The sequence below is a fragment of the Chitinophaga sancti genome, from assembly GCF_034087045.1.
Classification (GTDB): Bacteria; Bacteroidota; Bacteroidia; order Chitinophagales; family Chitinophagaceae; genus Chitinophaga; species Chitinophaga sancti_B.
In genome coordinates, this window is record NZ_CP139247.1 from 3,090,857 (window position 1) to 3,108,528 (window position 17,672).

General features: G+C 44.9%; 15 protein-coding genes. 10 read left to right on the forward strand and 5 right to left on the reverse strand.

Features of this window, described 5'->3' with window-relative positions; all coding sequences use genetic code 11:
* Positions 1-79 precede the first annotated feature (79 nt).
* Together cobA and SIO70_RS12895 are read left to right on the forward strand one after the other, a co-directional pair.
* Positions 80-844, forward strand: a complete 765-nt coding sequence (gene cobA / locus SIO70_RS12890) for a uroporphyrinogen-III C-methyltransferase (RefSeq protein WP_320581261.1) — start codon at positions 80-82, stop codon at positions 842-844.
* The gene (locus tag SIO70_RS12895; RefSeq protein WP_320581262.1) at positions 831-1,520 is read left to right on the forward strand and encodes a Crp/Fnr family transcriptional regulator; all 690 of its coding nucleotides are present in this window, start codon (positions 831-833) and stop codon (positions 1,518-1,520) included. The genes cobA and SIO70_RS12895 overlap by 14 nt, the downstream gene beginning before the upstream one ends.
* On the opposite strand, the gene SIO70_RS12900 is transcribed toward SIO70_RS12895, so the two are convergent.
* The 4 genes from SIO70_RS12900 to SIO70_RS12915 all read right to left on the reverse strand — a co-directional run bounded on the left by SIO70_RS12900 (position 1,512) and on the right by SIO70_RS12915 (position 5,869).
* Positions 1,512-2,138: a response regulator transcription factor gene (locus tag SIO70_RS12900; protein ID WP_320581263.1), complete on the reverse strand. Its 627-nt coding sequence runs from the start codon at positions 2,136-2,138 to the stop codon at positions 1,512-1,514. The two genes, SIO70_RS12895 and SIO70_RS12900, sit on opposite strands and share 9 nt — an antisense overlap.
* Positions 2,135-4,132 carry an ATP-binding protein gene (locus SIO70_RS12905; protein ID WP_320581264.1) on the reverse strand — a complete coding sequence of 666 codons (1,998 nt, stop codon included), beginning with the start codon at positions 4,130-4,132 and terminating at the stop codon, positions 2,135-2,137. The genes SIO70_RS12900 and SIO70_RS12905 overlap by 4 nt, the downstream gene beginning before the upstream one ends.
* Before the next feature lie 425 nt (positions 4,133-4,557).
* Positions 4,558-4,983 carry a DUF983 domain-containing protein gene (locus SIO70_RS12910; RefSeq protein WP_320581265.1) on the reverse strand — a complete coding sequence of 142 codons (426 nt, stop codon included), beginning with the start codon at positions 4,981-4,983 and terminating at the stop codon, positions 4,558-4,560.
* Position 4,984: 1 nt separating this feature from the next.
* Complete coding sequence (locus tag SIO70_RS12915) at positions 4,985-5,869, reverse strand: helix-turn-helix transcriptional regulator (protein ID WP_320581266.1); 885 nt, start codon at positions 5,867-5,869, stop codon at positions 4,985-4,987.
* 217 nt (positions 5,870-6,086) lie between these two features.
* Here SIO70_RS12915 and SIO70_RS12920 point away from each other — a divergent pair, with 217 nt between their 5' ends.
* The 3 genes from SIO70_RS12920 (at position 6,087) to SIO70_RS12930 (ending at position 10,668) form a co-directional block, all read left to right on the forward strand.
* Positions 6,087-9,311, forward strand: a complete 3,225-nt coding sequence (locus tag SIO70_RS12920) for an AsmA-like C-terminal region-containing protein (RefSeq protein WP_320581267.1) — start codon at positions 6,087-6,089, stop codon at positions 9,309-9,311.
* Positions 9,312-9,313: 2 nt separating this feature from the next.
* Positions 9,314-10,030, forward strand: coding sequence for a ThuA domain-containing protein (locus SIO70_RS12925; RefSeq protein ID WP_320581268.1), 717 nt, complete (start codon positions 9,314-9,316; stop codon positions 10,028-10,030).
* A gap of 65 nt (positions 10,031-10,095) precedes the next feature.
* Positions 10,096-10,668 (forward strand): GNAT family N-acetyltransferase, encoded by a 573-nt coding sequence (locus SIO70_RS12930; RefSeq protein ID WP_320581269.1) that lies wholly within the window; start codon positions 10,096-10,098, stop codon positions 10,666-10,668.
* A 25-nt stretch (positions 10,669-10,693) separates the two neighbouring features.
* Here the strand turns inward: SIO70_RS12930 and SIO70_RS12935 are convergent, their stop codons facing one another.
* The gene (locus tag SIO70_RS12935; RefSeq protein ID WP_320581270.1) at positions 10,694-11,833 is read right to left on the reverse strand and encodes a hypothetical protein; all 1,140 of its coding nucleotides are present in this window, start codon (positions 11,831-11,833) and stop codon (positions 10,694-10,696) included.
* Positions 11,834-12,421: 588 nt separating this feature from the next.
* Here SIO70_RS12935 and spt point away from each other — a divergent pair.
* From spt to SIO70_RS12960, 5 genes are read left to right on the forward strand one after another with little or no spacing between them, the layout of a single operon-like run.
* A complete protein-coding gene (spt, locus tag SIO70_RS12940) occupies positions 12,422-13,648 on the forward strand; it encodes a serine palmitoyltransferase (protein WP_083722743.1) in 1,227 nt (408 codons plus the stop codon).
* 27 nt (positions 13,649-13,675) lie between these two features.
* A complete protein-coding gene (locus SIO70_RS12945; protein WP_320581271.1) occupies positions 13,676-14,854 on the forward strand; it encodes a hypothetical protein in 1,179 nt (392 codons plus the stop codon).
* Positions 14,851-15,834: an NAD(P)-dependent oxidoreductase gene (locus SIO70_RS12950; protein WP_320581272.1), complete on the forward strand. Its 984-nt coding sequence runs from the start codon at positions 14,851-14,853 to the stop codon at positions 15,832-15,834. The genes SIO70_RS12945 and SIO70_RS12950 overlap by 4 nt, the downstream gene beginning before the upstream one ends.
* 40 nt (positions 15,835-15,874) lie before the next feature.
* Positions 15,875-17,200, forward strand: coding sequence for an inositol-3-phosphate synthase (locus SIO70_RS12955; protein ID WP_320581273.1), 1,326 nt, complete (start codon positions 15,875-15,877; stop codon positions 17,198-17,200).
* Positions 17,197-17,649: a phosphatidylglycerophosphatase A gene (locus SIO70_RS12960; RefSeq protein ID WP_320581274.1), complete on the forward strand. Its 453-nt coding sequence runs from the start codon at positions 17,197-17,199 to the stop codon at positions 17,647-17,649. Before SIO70_RS12955 ends, SIO70_RS12960 begins: the two co-directional genes overlap by 4 nt.
* The last annotated feature ends 23 nt before the right edge of the window (positions 17,650-17,672 follow it).

The following is a 17,672-nucleotide window of genomic DNA, read 5'->3' on the forward strand; positions in this document are numbered from 1 at the left end:
AATTAAGAATAATGATTGTAAATTTATATTGAATAGTATGATTTGTATCAAATATAATTATTTATAATATAGAGGAAGCATGGCAAAATTATCCCTGGTAGGTGCTGGTCCGGGTGATCCGGAACTAATTACGCTAAAGGCCATTAATGTTTTAAAACAGGCAGATGTAATATTATATGATGCGTTGGTGAACGAGGCTTTGCTGAGTTATGCCCGGCCGGATGCAGTGCTGCGTTTTGTAGGCAAGCGATATGGATGCCATTCTTTGTCTCAGCAGGAGATCAACCACCTGATCGTAGAGTATGCTTTTAGCCACGGGCATGTAGTAAGACTGAAAGGGGGGGACCCTTTTGTATTTGGCCGTGCAGGTGAAGAAATTGCAGCAGCGAATGCCGCAGGTATACCAGTGGACGTTATTCCCGGTATTTCCAGTGCGCTGGCAGCGGCGGAATCACAGATGATTCCATTGACCAGCAGGGGGGTGACCGAAAGCTTTTGGGTAACAACCGGCACTACACTGACCGGCGATATTTCAGGAGATATTGAACTGGCAGCCCGATCGACTGCTACTGTGATTATATTAATGGCGATGAGCAGACTGGAAGCCATCATGGAAATCTTTTCCAAGCATGGTAAGAAGGATCTGCCGGTGGCCATCATACAGGAAGCCACTACAGGCAGGGATAAAATGGTACTCGGTACCGTAAAGGATATCTATTATAAAGCACATCATGAAGGAATGGCAAATCCAGCTGTGATAGTAGTCGGAGAAGTAGTACGTTTGCGTAACATAACTGCCAAAGTGCAGGCGTTGATCAAAAAGAAGAACGATGAAGAAAGATAAACCAGGTTGCGACGTCGCCACCTGTATGTTTTGTAAGCTTTGTGTACCCGAATGGAAACCTGCAATACAGGCACACAAACAAACCTATACTGTCAAAAAAGGAGGATTATTATTTAAGGAAGGCGAACCGGTACAGGGCATTTACTTTTTGTATAGTGGTTCTGTAAAAGTGCATAAGCACTGGGGAGAGGAGAAGGAATTGATAGTCCGCTTTGCCCGCAAGGGAGACATTGTTGGTCATCGGGGAGTGGGTACAACCTTACTTTACCCTGTATCGGCTACCGCGCTGGAAGCTGTGGAAGTTTGTTTTATCCCCATTGATTTTTTCCAGACTTCGCTAAAGGTCAACCATGATTTTCTGTATGCTATGATGCTCTTCTATGCCACTGAACTCCAGGAGTCAGAGCAGAAAATGCGGAACCTGGTGAATATGCCGGTGAAGGGAAGAGTAGCGTATGCCCTGTTATTATTATTGGAAAAATTTGGGCAGGATGCCGAGGGGAATATAGACCTGATATTAAGCAGACAGGATCTGGCTTCTTATACAGGTACCACGTACGAAACGGCTTTCAGGGTGATGAGTGAACTGATACAGGAGCAGGCCATCGCTGTATCCGGCAAGAGCATAGCCGTGACAGATACCGCGAAGCTGCAGGTGTATTCCCAGTTACAATAGTTTGTATTCAGCAGCGAGTTTTACAACCGAAGTCGTATTGTTCACACCGAATTTTTCCATCAGGTTCTTACGATGGCTTTCTACTGTATGGGTACTGATAAATAATTGTTCTGCTATCTGAATAGTAGTGAGCCCCTTGCCTATGAGCTGGAGGATCTCCTTTTCACGGCGGGTAATACGGGGGATGGCTTTGAGCAGGTCCTGATCAGCGCTTTTCAGTGCTTCGCGGGTACTTGTACAAAGGTATTCTTCTCCATCCATCACAGTATTGATAGCTTTGATGATTTCATTACCCAGCGCATTTTTCAACACATATCCACTGGCCCCGTTATGTAGCATACTGTGAATCACAGGTTGCTCATCATGTACGCTGAGAGCGATGATCTTGATATCCTCGTATTTCTTTTTTATTTCAGTGGTCAGGTTTATGCCACTCACATCCGGAAGGTTTACATCCATGAGAATGACATCCGGGTGCTCCTTTTCTTCCAATGCCTGTAGTACACTTTTTCCATTGCCATAATCCCCGATCACATTAATGGTCAGGTCAGAACGTAGTATGTTCTTCAGTCCTTCCACCATAATGGGGTGGTCTTCAACAACTATAACCTTTATCATGCATCATTTTTTTCGCTTGTTGCACATTCGATTGTGATGGTGGTTCCTGTTCCTATTTCTGATTGAATTTCCATTTTTCCACCGAGGAAGTCTACACGGGCCTGAATATTGGCGAGGCCTGCGCCTTTCAGCTTATTTCCCTGCGTGGTGTCAAAGCCGGCACCATCATCTTCTATTGTGAGAAAGATGGTATCGCCGGTTTGCTGAAGGAGTACGAGGATCTGGGAGGCGTCGGCATGCTTGATAGCATTGTTGACCAGCTCCTGCATAATTCTGTAAAGTACAACCTGGCGGGTATGTTTCATACTATCTGTATGGAAGTTGTATACCTGGCAGACGATATTATTAACTCCGGTCTTTTTAAGGCCACGGCAGTATTCTACTGTTGCTTCACCCAGTCCATATTTAATCAGGATTTCAGGCATCATGCTACGCGCTATACGACGCAATTCGTCCATGGCGCCGTCCAGTCGTTGTAGTGTGTTGTTTACTTTGTCATGCTTGATCTCAATATCATCTATGGTAGGGATGGTAGATAGCTCAAGTTTGATACCAGATAACAACCCACCCAATCCATCGTGCAGATCTCTGGCCAGTCGGGTACGTTCCTGTTCCTGCCCTTCGAGCATGGCGCTCAAAAGGGAAATGTGGTGTTCCTGGCGGATGCGGTCTACTTCGAACTGGTGCAGTTGCTCCTGTTGTGTGAGGAGTTTGCGGCCATTTCGGTAGAACAGATAACTCAAACCTGCAACGACTAATAACGAAATCATAATCACGATCATCAGGGAAATCAACAACCTGTTTTTTTGCAGGGCAAATTCCTGTCTTTCGTTTTCATGTTGCAGTTGCAGTATGCGCCTTTCCTTTTCAGAGGTCTGGAACTGGGTTTCCAGTTCGTGCAGTTTGGCCGTGACTTCCTGCTCCTGCATACTATCGGAAAGGGTAATATATTGTCTCAGGAAACGGTAGCCCTGATCTGAATTACTTTGTTTGTAAGCAATATCCGCCATGAGGTCCAGCGCCAGCATGTGCAGTGGGTAATCCCTGAGGGAAGACGCCAGCGTGGTATATTCATTCATGAATGACATGGCTATATCATACTGGCCCAGGCGGTTGTACAATTTGGCCAGGGAATAAAGGTTCTGACAGATTGTAGTATTGTCCTGGTAGCGCCGGGCGATGGACAATCCGCTATTGAACATCGTAGTAGCATGTACATACATCTGGTGCTTCTGATCCAGTTGCCCCTGGTAATCGAACCAGGAAGCCCACAGGTTGGAAGAGTCGCCAGGCATGGAGTCCAGTTTCTTCTTGGCGTCTGCGAGGTGTTGTTGCATCTGCGACAGGCTATCCAGGTAAAACATACAACTGGACAGGTTCAGGTGACGGCTGATGATATCTTCCGTAAACGCTGCAGAATCTGCGTAGGTATCCAGGCTCTTATTATAATAAGTAGTGGCGGTTTTGTATTGTGCCTTATTAAAGAAGATATCCCCCAGGCTCTGATAGGTGCCCCCCAGTATTTTGGGCTCATTAAGCTGTTCGAGTACGGGGATGGCTTTCAGGTATTCTTCTACCTGTAGCTGGGTATAGCTTTTGTCGCCCATGACCATGGCGAGATTGATCCGTGTCATGGCCATGAGCTTGCGGCTTTCCCTGGCTGTGTCCTTTTTGAGGGCCTCTTTGGCCAGGATCAGGTACTTTTCCGCTTCCTGAGGGTCGTGGTACGTGCGGTACCATTCACCCAGGGCCAGATGAGCACTGGCGATGCCGAGCTTGTTGTCCCGTTTTTCTTCCAGTTTAAGTGCCTGTTGTATGTAAGAGAAGGCTAAAGCGCTGTCGGTGGTTTGCAATTTTTTTGCAAGCCGGAGGAATAATTCCACTCTTGATGCTTCGTCAGGTACCCGACGAATGGCATTCTGAAGACTATCCAGATAGGTCGGTTTGGACCTGGAGCAGCTGGTGATAAATACGCTGTTAGCTATTAACAGCATGATTATGAGTATACTTAGTACCCGCTTGTAAGTAAATAATGTTCCCATCCGGATGGAAATATATAAAATATTTTATAAATATAGCTAATTGGTTGAGATTATTGGATTTAGATTGTTTTTAATATGATCAGCTAAGAAAACCCCTGTTTTCCGGGATTTTTTTCCGGGAGAACAGGCTGTACTTTTGTGATGTCGAAAGGGAAATGTGAAAGCGAAATATGCCGAAGGGCTACAACAATGACGATATACTAATCAAAAATATTCACGAGGCCATAGATTTTATTGAACAAACCCCAGAGATGACAAGGCAGCGGGATTCGTACACCCGCTGCCTGTTAACCAAAAACGAGCTTCTCGTTAAATTATTGTTCACATAACCATTTTAAATTTCAATATTCTGAGCTGACCTAAGGACCTAAACCACATTAGTGGTGATAGTGTCCTGTTTTTATTTCAGGATTATACCCGACAAAGAATGCCAGCCAGATGGTTCTGGATATGCGCATGATAGGTGGCTGCAAAAGGATCAGTAACACCGCATTCACACCAATCCACCAGAAAATTCTGTTATCATAGAGGGAAAACCCAAGGAGTACCCACCAGGCCACAAAGGTAGCCACACTGATCGCTACGGTGAGGGCATAACTTACATAACCGGTTCCAAAATAGAACCCTATTTCCCTTTGCAGATCTTCTCCACACACCGGGCATCTATCGTTCATTTCTGTAAAGTGCTTCAGATCATATGCATTATCCGTCTTAAAGAGCTTTCCTTTACGGCAGGCTGGGCATCTGTTTTTCCAGATGCTAAGGAATAAATTAGGCTGTTTCTCGATTTTTTCTGCACACATATTATTGAGTAATGTATTTCTTTCTGAATTCTTCGGGAGTGATCCCTTCGTAATTTCTAAAGAAACGGGTGAAGTAAGAGTTGTCTTTAAAGTTGAGATCGTACGCGATTTCCAATATACTCATGTCCGCGTTGGTTAGCAGGCGTTTAGCTTCCAGGAGGATCCTGTCGCGGATGACGTCGCCGGCTGTTTTACCCAACAATTCTCTGCACAATGCATTGAGATGGTTAGGCGTTATGTACAACAAAGCGGCATAATCTTTTGGCAGTCTTTTAGTACGGAAGTACTGATTGATCAGCTGTTGGAAGTTGCGGAGCTGCATGGAAGTGTGCAATGTCAGGGCAGTGGGTCCCCCCCGGGAGGTATGTCGCTCTACGGTAATGAATAGCTCCAGCAACCGCAGGCAGATCATGTCCAAATTGAGTTGGGGATGCTGATTTGCTTCCCGCAGCAGTTTTTCGAACAGCTCGGTCACTTCAGGGTGAACGTAACCCGGCAACTCGCAAACGGATTGCTGACTGTTGCCACTGAAAAAGCTGAACTGGTCCAGGTAGTTTGGATTGAGCAGGAATGAGCGGAAGAAGTCGGCGGCGAAATGTATAATATACCCGTCTGTACGGCTTGTAAAGTCCCAGCTGTGTACCTGTCCTGGTACCATGAAGTAGATCTGGAAGGGCTGAACATCGAATTTGACAAAGTCGATGGTGTGGGATCCGCTACCTTTTGTAAACATCACCAGGTGATAGAAGGCGTGCCTGTGCGGATGATGCCTTGCCTGGTAGTGTTTGTCGAGGTAACCGGCAAAGTCTTCTACCATAAGGTGCAACGGTTGCCCGTTTTTGTCGATGGTACAAACGTCGTAAACCGGTATTGTAGCGCGAGCCATTGTGCTGTTGTTATTGATTGTACAAAATTACCGGATTTCATGAGTATATGATGGTGAAATAAGGGGGTGTTATGGTACTTTTTACTGATTCGGTAATTACTGGAGGAATACTGTGCCGGGAAGCGTTTTATATACATATAAAATATTTTTATTTTATATGGTTCTGGTTAATTTTGCATAATTATATAAGTCTCAACTTACACATCATTAAAGAAGCATGAAGACACGGAAACGCATTTTTCGTATCCTATATATCGTATTGGGTTCTATGCTGGCATTATTAGGGATCGCCTCTCTTATTTTGTACACGCAGCAGGAACGATTAACACAAATGGCACTCAGGGAGCTGAATAAGCAGCTGCCCGGTGATCTCGTTGTGGGGGGCAGTAATATCGCCCCATTTGAAAACTTTCCGTACGTATCGATTGGACTGAAGAATGTTACATTTTATGCTAACAAACAGCATACTGGCAAACCTTTGTACCAGGTTGAAAGATTGTTTGTCGGATTTAGTCTGCCAGACATCATCCGCCAGCAATATAATGTAAAGGTACTGGTGGTGAAAAATGGTTACCTGCACCTGGTTAAAGAGCAAAATGGGAAGATCGATATCGTGGAGGCCAACCGTATTCAGTCGGATTCGACTATTACTTCTTCCGGTGATTCGGCACCTATGCAGCTGGATATCAAAAAGATTATTCTGAGAGACCTGGATATCTCGTATACCGACAAGGTGATGGGATCGCATGCGGCCACACATATCGACAAGATCAAGACCTCGTTCAGAATGGATGGGGATCTGATCAAGGCAACGATGGAAGGTAAGCAGGTCATTGATTATACCACCCCGTCTGACACTGTGCTTTTCCGCCATAAAAATATTGAGACAGATCTGCAACTGAGTTATGATAGCAAACATCAGTTACTGAACCTGCCCGTGGGCAAACTGAAACTGGAACAGGCAAGCTTTAGTGTAACAGGTTCCCTGAATATGTCTCAGGGCAACCTGGTTGATGTGAAACTGGAAGGAGACAAGCCTGATATCAACCTGTTATTATCTTTTGCACCTGCGAGTGTGACGGAGCAACTGAAACAATTTAAATACGACGGCCGGATCTCTTTCAAAGGCGTCATGAAGGGTAAACTGGGCGATGGCGAAAAGCCACTCATCTCTGTCAACTTCGGTTGTGAAAATGCTTACTTCCTGAACCCGGATGCGAACAAGAAAGTGGACAGTCTTAACTTTAAAGGATATTATACCAATGGTGCTGAGCATTCGCTCAAAACCTCTGAGCTGCACATTCTGAATATGAGCGCATTGCCTGATAAAGGTGTGTTCAAAGGCAACTTTGTGATGCGCGACTTCACCGATCCAAAGATTGTGATGCAGGTGAATTCAGAACTGGAACTCGAATTCATCGGTGCTTTCCTGGGTATCAAAGACCTGCAGAAGGTAACAGGGCACATCAGTCTGAACATGAACTTCAAGGAACTGGTGGATATGCAACTGCCGGAAGCTTCGCTCGGTAAACTGAAAGAAGGTATACAGAGTGAACTGACAGTGAGCAAGCTGACCTTCTGGATTCCGAATTACCCGCATATGGTGCGCAATATGAACCTGCATGCGAACATGAAGAATGGCATGGTAACGCTGGATAGTCTGGCGTTGCGCGTAGGCCATTCTGACATCATGTTGAGTGGCTCACTGAGTGACCTGCCTGCAGTGTTCCACAAGCACCAGCAACCAGTAAAGGTGACGCTGAATGTACATAGCAATAAGGTATTGATGAGCGATGTGCTGGCCTTTGATTCTGCCAAAGCAAGAAAAGCAAAGGAAGAGATCAATGGGTTTAACATCGCCTTGTCTCTCGAAACATCTGTGAACCAGTTGCTGCATCCTGCTCCATTGCCCAAAGGCACTTTCAAAATGGAGAAACTGAATGCATCCTTTAAATACTACCCACATGTATTTCATGATTTTGGTACAGAAGTGGCGATCAATGATACTGCATTGCTGATGCGTAACTTCGGTGGCCTGATTGATAGTACGGATCTGAAGTTGAGTGCGAGAGTGATCAACTACCAGTTGTGGTTTGATAAGGTAAAGAGAGGAAAAACACAGGTAGCATTTGACCTGAAATCACAACACCTGGCCATGAATGACCTGCTGGGAAGAATTAGCAAAAACTATGTGCCAAAAGATTATCAGCATGAGGTAGCCAGTAATATCTGGCTTCGTGCCAAGTGTGATATGAAGTATGATTCTGTCTTCAAATTTGCTAAACTTCATATTGCGAATATATCCGGATCACTGAAAGTGCACCCGATCGCACTGGAAAAGATCAATGGTACCATCATGTATGGTAATAACCGCTTTGTACGCATCGACACGCTGACAGGAAAAATAGGTAACAGTGACTTTGATATCAGTGGCCGTTTGTTTTTAGGATCTGATACCACCCAGCGGAAGAAACCGAATTTCTTCACATTCAAATCTGAAAAACTGGATGTGGATCAGCTCACGAATTATAAATTTTCAGGTGTGGAAGAGGAAGAGGATAAGCCGCTGGTAGCGCCAACAACCGTGAGAAATACAGTAACGGATTCTATTCATAAGAGTGCGTTCAACATTTTCAATGTACCGTTTACAGATATTACCGTGAATGCGGAAGTAGGAAAGGTGAAGTACCATCATCTGTGGATAAAGAACTTTACGACAAAGATGCGGATGCAGAGTAACCATCATATGTATATCGATACCCTGGGAATGAATATTGCTGAAGGTACCATTGGGATGAGAGGTCACTTTAATGGTTCTGATCCGGCTAAAATTATGTTCAGGAGCAGGATCCGTTTCAATGACGTGAACATTGAGAAGATGATGTTGAAGCTGGATTACTTTGGACAGGATTATGTGATCAATAAGAATGTGAAGGGAAGATTGTTTGGACAGGTAAGGTGCCGTGTACTGATGCATCCGGATCTGACACCAAGGCTGGAAGATTCAGAAGCTACACTGGATGTGGATATCAGGAATGGTAGTCTGGTGAACTTTACCCCGATGCAGGCGATGGCAAGTTACTTTAAAGACAAGAACCTGAACAAGATCAACTTTGATACGTTGAAGAATAAGCTGACCCTGAAGAATGGCGTACTGGAAATTCCTAAAATGAATATCAACTCATCACTTGGGTTTATAGAGATTTCAGGTAAGCAGGGATTGGATTTCAATATGGAGTATTACCTGAGAGTGCCCATGAAGGTGGTAACGAGTGCAGGATGGCAGGGGTTGTTTGGCAGGAAAAAAGAAGATGTGGATCCGGATCAGGAAGATGCGATTGAGTACAGGGATAAGAACAAAACGATCCGGTTTATGAATATTAAAGTGACAGGTACGCCAGATAAATTTAAAGTTGGATTAGGGAAGGCAAAAAAAGCGTAACTATGTTGAAAGCAATCATGATACTTCTAATTTATTGCAGTACGGTGCAGGCACAGCGATTGCATGTGCTTGCACTGGCTGAAAATGGAGGACATCATATTGCTTACACTAAAAGAGCAAAGGTGTGGCTGGATCAGCTGGCAAAAGACAGCAATTTCGTGATCGATTATATTGAGAATACAGATAAGATTGATGCAGTCTTTTTAAGCAGGTATCAATTGTTTATACAACTGGATTATGCACCTTATGCCTGGAAACCAGCGGCAGTGAAGGCATTTGAAGCATACATTACCAAAGGCAAAGGTGGCTGGATCGGTTTTCATCATGCTACACTACTGGGTGAGTTTGATGGGTATCCTATGTGGGATTGGTTTCACCGGTTTATGGGGAATATCAGGTGGAAGGATTATATTCCTGATTTTGCGGATGGAGAGGTGGTGGTGGAAGATGCGAAGCATCCGGTGATGCGGGGTGTGCCTGATTCATTTTTAGTGAAGAAAGAAGAGTGGTATTCATATGACAGGAGTCCGCGGCAGGATGTGCATGTATTGGCACATGTGAATACTATATTGAAAGGTGATCATCCGGTGATATGGACGAACCCACGTATGAAAGCACGGAATGTATATATTTTTATGGGGCATGCGCCTGAATTGTTTGATAACCCGACTTATGTTTTACTATTCAGGAATGCAATCAGCTGGGCTTCCGCAAAATAAATTCCATTTTTGAGCAATGGATATTTTTGAATTGTTTTAGCTTGCTGTTTATAACCCATTCCACTATGACGCAACAATTACCTGCTTTTTTAAGTGCTGATGCAGGCACGTCTTTTTCTTCCGGTGAGTTTTTCCTGAGACCATTGGTATTGGATACTGATATTCCTTTGATTCACGATTGGGTGAACAGGGAGTATGCCGTGTATTGGCAATTACAGCATAGTACGATAGAGACAGTGCGTAAAATGTATGCCGATCTGATCGCTTTGCCGCATGTACAGCCTTTTCTGGGGTTTTATAATGACAAGCCGGCTTTTCTGGTGGAGTTTTATAAGGCACAGGAAGATAGGATAGGGGAGTATTATGATGCGCTACCGGGGGATTACGGATTTCATATCCTGATGGCGCCGGTGGAGAAGCGGATACCGGATTTTACCTTCCAGGTATTTCAGGTGATAATGGCGTTTTTATTTAGTGATGCGAGGGTGGAGCGATTGATAGTGGAACCGGATGCGAGAAATGAGAAGATACATGTGTTGAATAAGAGAGCGGGGTTTGAGTATCAGGGGTTGGTAGAGTTGCCGGAGAAAACGGCGCATCTGGCATTTTGTAAAAGAAAAGAACAGGTAGTTTCCTGAGGGAAACTACCTGCTGGGAAATATATTAGTTTCTGGAAACGCGACCACCGCGTGAACCGCCACCATTGTTAGATGATCTGCCGCTGCCGCTGGATTGTCTGCCGCCGCTATTGCCGTTTCCTACAGATTGCCTGGTGCCGCCGCCATTGTTGGTTCTGCCCGGGGTGTAGTTACCACCGCCATTTGATCCGCCATTGTTGGTTCTGCCCGGGGTATAGTTACCGCCACCGTTAGATCCGCCATTGTTCACTCTTCCAGGGGTGTAGTTCCCACCACCATTGTTAGTTCTGCCCGGTGTATAACTGCCACCGCCATTATTAGTCCTTCCCGGTGTATAACCGCCTCTGCCGCCATAATTTCCACCACGATCTACCCTGCCGCTATTCCTGTTATTACGATAGTTATCCACCACAACCCTGTTCCGCTGAATCACGGTTACAGAAGTCATGCGGGTAGGTCTGTACATTACACGTGCAGGCTGGATTCTGCGGGTAGGTACAACTACATAGCGGGTACGGTAATGTGCACAGTAAGGACGGTATTCGTAATAAGGCATTGGACGCCATGGACGCCACCATACCGGATGTGCTACCCATGTGAATGGTGAGATCCATACAGTGTAAGCCGGTGCATATACAAAGCGAACACATGGCCAGAACCACACATTTACAATAATCCCCTCGGGGCTTGAAACGGATGGACCGTGGCTGGCAGGACTGTAATTAAATACATTGTCGGCCTCAGGCAATGGCTCTGCTATGGTAGATTCACCATAAATATCAGCATCCCCTTCTATCTGGATCACTGCATTGTCATCAGCAGTTTTCTCAAGAGAGATCACGGCAACGTCCTGACTTTCAGTGGGCGATACCAGGGCCTGCAGTACAAATATCTGTACATCGTCCTGCTTCTTTCCTGTAACACGCACATAATCAATCTGTCCGTCTCCATTCAGGTCGAGGTTATTGATTTTATTATCCTGTGTGTTTAATAATTTTTCGAATTCTTCAGGTGATCCTGCCTTTTTAAATAAATCCAAAGCTCCCTGTAAACTGAAATTGTCCCCGGGTAAACCGGTAGAATCTGCTTCCTGATCCTGCGCGCTGGCGGAAACTGCTATAGCAAAACATAGGAGCAGTGCAGAAATGGTTTTTGAAAGGTGCATACGATGTTGTTTAGATCGTTAGGGAAGTGAAATTACAAATAGTTTAATTATATTATATAAAAACTGTGCCAATTGGATGGGTTCGGTCTTTTTGTTGTATAACTAATTGATAATTAATGTGAAAATAATTGAACGTATAAAATAATTTTATTTGTCTATCTGATTGTGATTCTTGATGATTTAGATTTTTTTTGATCTTAATTCAATTTTTATTCCTAATTTGGTGCCGTCAATCGTAAGGTCCGGGCTACCGGATCACTCTACTTAAACCGCAACTCGCATACTGTTTTTGGGCCACCAAATTAGGACATTGTTTGAATAATGATAGTCACCATTTTGTTTTCAAACATACTTAATAAATAAAACCATTTACGATTTTTCGTGAATAGTGCTTAAACCGCAACTCGCATACTGCTTTTGGACCTTTTTTTTTAAACGCTGCATTCAGTGGTGTGATGCCTGGCTATTAGCCTGTCGTCATAAGTATTAAATACTGTCAATTATGATCTGAAAAAGGTGCAGGTCATAAAACACAGTATCTGAAATTGCACAGGTATTGTGTTACAACAACCGAATTAGAGCAAAAAGATGAGTAAAATGTTACGTGCGAAGATGGCGGGAATAGCCCGGGTAAACAGTGCAAAAGAAAGAGGAATCTGGCCTTATTTCCGACCTATCTCTTCCGGTCAGGACACTGAGGTAGAAATTGAGGGTAAGAAAGTACTGATGTTTGGATCCAATTCCTATCTCGGGCTCACAAACCATCCTCAGGTAATAGCAGCAGCTATTAAGGCGACAGAAAAATACGGAACCGGTTGTGCGGGGTCGCGTTTTCTGAATGGAACCCTGGATTTACATCTGGAATTAGAAGCGAGGCTGGCAAAGTTTGTAGGCAAAGAAAACGCCATCGTATTCAGCACTGGTTTTCAAGCCAACCTGGGTGCCTTGTCAAGTCTGACCGGCCGCAATGATTACATCCTGCTGGATGAACTGGATCACGCTTCCATTATTGATGGTAGCCGTTTATCCTTCTCCAAGGTGGTCAAATACAAGCACAATGATATGGACAGCCTCGAAGCCAAGCTACAGGCATTGCCATCAACAGCGGTGCGTTTAATTGCTATAGACGGGGTGTTCAGCATGGAAGGCGATCTGGCTAAACTGCCTGATATCGTATCGCTGGCTGATACCTATGGTGCAAATATCATGGTAGACGATGCACACGGTCTGGGTATCTTAGGAATGAATGGTACCGGTACCGCTTCTCACTTTGGTCTTACTGACAAGGTTGATGTGATCATGGGTACTTTCAGCAAATCCTTTGCTTCCCTGGGGGGCTTTATTGCTGCTGACAATACCATTATTGAGTACCTGAAACACACTGCCCGCGCACTGATCTTCAGCGCAAGCATGACCCCTGCTGCTGTGGCTAGTGTACTGGCTACGCTGGATATTATTGAATCAGAACCTGATCATATCAAGAGATTGTGGGACAATACAGAGTATGCCCGCAAACTGCTGGAAGATGCTGGTTTTGACACGGGTGAAGTATCTGAAACCCCCATCATTCCTATTTACATCCGCAATGAAGAAGGGGTATTCAGCATTACCAAAAGATTACAGGAACTGGGGATCTTCGTGAACCCTGTCGTGCCACCTGCCGTTCCTCCTGATGCTACACTGATCCGTTTTTCACTGATGGCGACACATACCTTCAGCCAGATTGAAAAAGCCGTGGAAATGTTAGTGAAAGCATTCAAAGAAGAAGGCATTCCTTTAAGAGAAAAACATAACGGGAATATAGTGCTGCAATAACGCCTGTAACAATTAAAGCAAATAATAATGGACACCATACAGACACCTTCCGTTACCGCCACAACCACTGTAGTCAGAGGAAGCGCACCCGTTATCGAACCGGTGAGCACTAAACAGCAAATGAAATTATTCATTGACTTCCCGCATGACCTATACAGCAATGATCCCTTATATGTGCCCGAGTTGTTTATTGCACAACGCGATCTTTTAACGCCGGGCAAGCATCCTTTCCACGAACATTCACAAATACAACTGTTTCTCGCTTTTCGTGACAAAAAAATAGTAGGCCGTATAGCCGCTATCAACAATCGTAATCACAACGCGTTCAATGGCACCAACGATGGTTTCTTCGGATTTTTTGAATGTATCCCTGATGTGACTGTGAGCAATGCGCTGTTCAATGCAGCAGCAGAATGGTTAAAGAAACAGGGATTATCTACCATCATCGGACCAGTGAATTTCTCTACCAATGAAACCTGTGGGCTACTGATCGAAGGATTTGACAGTGCACCAGTCGTGATGATGACTTACAATCGCCCTTATTACATAGACCTGATTCAGGCCGCTGAGATGATAGAAAATGTGACACTGATCGCATGGCAGGTAACTGCCGAAGCCGTAGAAGATAAACCGCTGCGTATGATGCAGATGCTGGAAAACAGACTCGCCCAGCGAAATATCGTCATACGCAAAGTAAACCTGAAGAAGTTCGACGATGAGGTAGCGAAGATCAAAGAAGTGTATAATAAAGCATGGGATAAGAACTTTGGATTCGTTCCTATGACAGACAATGAATTCGCGTATCTGGCTAAGGACCTGAAATTAATAATGGATCCGGATCTGTGTATCGTGGCAGAAAGGGATGGACAGATAGTAGGTTTTTCCCTCTGTATTCCCGATCTGAACAAGGTGCTGATCAAGATCCGCAGAGGACGATTACTGCCTACGGGCCTTTTCAAACTCTTGCTGGGCAAGGGTAAGATCAAAAGTGTACGGGTAATAGCACTGGGCGTGCTGGAACCTGTTCGTAAGCTGGGAGTGGAAGCAGTCTTCTACGGCCGCATCATCAAAGAATGTCGCCGTAAGGGTATCAATGTGGCAGAAGCCTCCTGGATACTTGAACAGAATGACCTGATGAACAGTGCAATACAGGCTGTGAACGGCGTACCATACAAGCGATACAGGATTTACGAGAAAGCGATATGAGTAAAAAGGTATTGATTACAGGTGCAAGCGGGTTTCTGGGTTTCCATTTAATCGACGCTGCACTGGCAGCAGGAATGGAAGTGCACGCAGGAGTAAGGCCCTCTAGTGATGTAACACATTTACAACATCTGGAGATCTCTTTCGTGCACCTGGATTTTCGCAATGTACCTGCCATGGCAGCCTTGCTACAGGAACAGCAATATAGTGATATCATTCACGCTGCTGGCGCTACCCGTGCTAAGAACGAAGCCGCTTTCAACGAGGTCAATGCTACGTATACAGAAAACCTCCTGAAAGCAATCGTACAATCAGGTATTGAACTGAACAGGTTTGTGTATTTCAGTAGTCTGGCAGCAGTAGGGCCAAAAGCTTATGAAGCAAAATGGCCGGAGCAGGATGAATTATCGCCCGCACCCGTGACGCTGTATGGTAAGAGTAAACTGCTGGCAGAAAACCTCCTGAAGCAATATGCACAGATCCCCTGGGTAGTATTGCGCCCTACGGCCATCTACGGCCCCCGGGACAAGGACCTGTTTGTGTTGTTTAAAACGTATGGCTGGCGATTGGAACCCTATATGGGAAAAGGCCCCCAGCAGTTGAGTTTTGTCTATGTAAAAGATGTGGCACAGGCTGCCATTTGCGCGCTCAATGGACAAATTATACATACCTGTTATGATGTTTCTGACGGGAATAGTTATGATCGTTATGCATTGGCCAAAGTGACGAAACGATTGTTAGGCATCAAAACACTACGTATTCACATGCCATTAACATTGATCCGGTGGATAGCTGTAATGGCTGAGGCAACAAGTAAGGGCATGCCGTTGTTAAATAGGGACCGGTTAAATGAGCTGACTGCCCAAAACTGGAACTGTAGCATAATACGTATACAAAGAGAACTTGGGTACCAGCCTTACTTCTCCCTCGAGGAAGGAATGAGGGAAACACTGGACTGGTATACCGGGAACCACTGGTTATAACAAACGTTCACTAATTGAAAAACAAAGAGGCAAAAAGAAAATGAAACATCAAATTAAAGACGCAAACGGGAAGCTGGGAGTACTGATGCCAGGCCTTGGCGCAGTAGCAACCACTTTCATAGCTGGGGTGTTAGCTGTTAACAAAGGCTTTTCCAAGCCAATTGGATCGGTAACACAAATGGGACACATTCGTCTGGGTAAGAGAACAGACAATAACAATCCATTGATCAAAGATTTTGTTCCCTTAGCCAAGCTGGAAGATATCGTCTTCGGCGGCTGGGATGTTTATGAAGATAACGTGTATACAGCAGCGGTAAAAGCTGAAGTATTAGATAGGTTTCAGATTGAAGCAATTAAACCCGAGCTGGAAGCCATCGTTCCGATGAAGGCAGCTTTTGACAAAAACTTTGTTAAAAACCTGGATGGCACACATGTAAAGGATTTCAAGACGCGTTATGACCTGGCACAGATGGTGATGGAAGACATCAAAACCTTCCAGCAGAAAAATAACTGTGACCGTGTCGTAATGGTATGGTGTGGTTCTACTGAAATTTACCATCAGGCAGCAGACGTGCACAACTCCCTGGCAGCATTTGAGCAGGGATTGAAAGACAACGATGCAAGAATTGCTCCCAGTATGATTTACGCGTATGCGGCACTAAAACTGGGCGTACCTTTTGCCAACGGTGCACCTAACCTGACCTGCGACATTCCGGCCCTGGTAGAGCTGGCTCACCAGACCAAGACCCCGATTGCAGGTAAAGATTTCAAGACTGGTCAGACCCTGATGAAGACAATTCTGGCGCCGGGTCTGCAGGCGAGAGCCCTGGGTATGGAAGGCTGGTTCAGCACCAACATCCTCGGAAACCGCGATGGATGGGTGTTAGACGATCCTGACAACTTCAAAACCAAGGAAGTTTCCAAGCTCGGTGTTTTAGAAGATATTTTAAGTCCGGAAGAATATCCTGATCTTTACGGTGACCTTTACCACAAAATCCGTATTAACTATTATCCGCCGCGCAAGGATAATAAGGAAAGCTGGGATAACATCGACATCTTCGGCTGGTTAGGGTATAAAATGCAGATTAAAGTAAACTTCCTGTGCCGTGATTCAATTTTGGCCGCACCGATCGTACTGGACCTCGCATTATTTATTGACTTTGCTAAGCGTGCAGGCATGAGCGGCATACAGGAATGGCTTTCATTCTACCTGAAATCTCCTCAGACTGCCCCTGGCTTACGTCCTGAACATGATATTTTCAAACAGCTTATCAAGCTGCAAAATACCTTGCGCTACCTGATGGGTGAAGATCTGATCACGCATCTGGGACTGGACTATTACGAAGGAATTTTTGATACTGAATGATAAGAATACACAAATTAATCGCCACCAGCCTTGGCATTGGATACATTGGTAAGGGCGGAGGAACGGTTGCAGCTGCAGTCGCCGCTCTGGTCTGGTACCTGTTTTTGGCTGGTGGCCATCCTAGCAACTTTTGGACGGTGCTGTTTACAGTAGCCATCACCTTGTTAGGAATCTGGTCTGGTACGGCAGTAGAACCATATTGGGGCAAAGACGACAAAAAAGTGGTAATAGACGAAGTCGCCGGCATGTTCGTAACCGTCCTGTTCGTGCCTGTCACTCCGGCATATATGTTGGCCGGATTGGTATTATTTCGTTTTTTTGATATAGTAAAACCTTTATATATCAGGCGCACAGAGGCTCTTCCGGGAGGACTAGGGGTAATGATGGACGATATTGTAGCAGGTATCTATTCCAATATTTTGTTGCAACTGGCCATACATCTGTTTTAGAAGGTTTGGGTACGCGTTTTGCA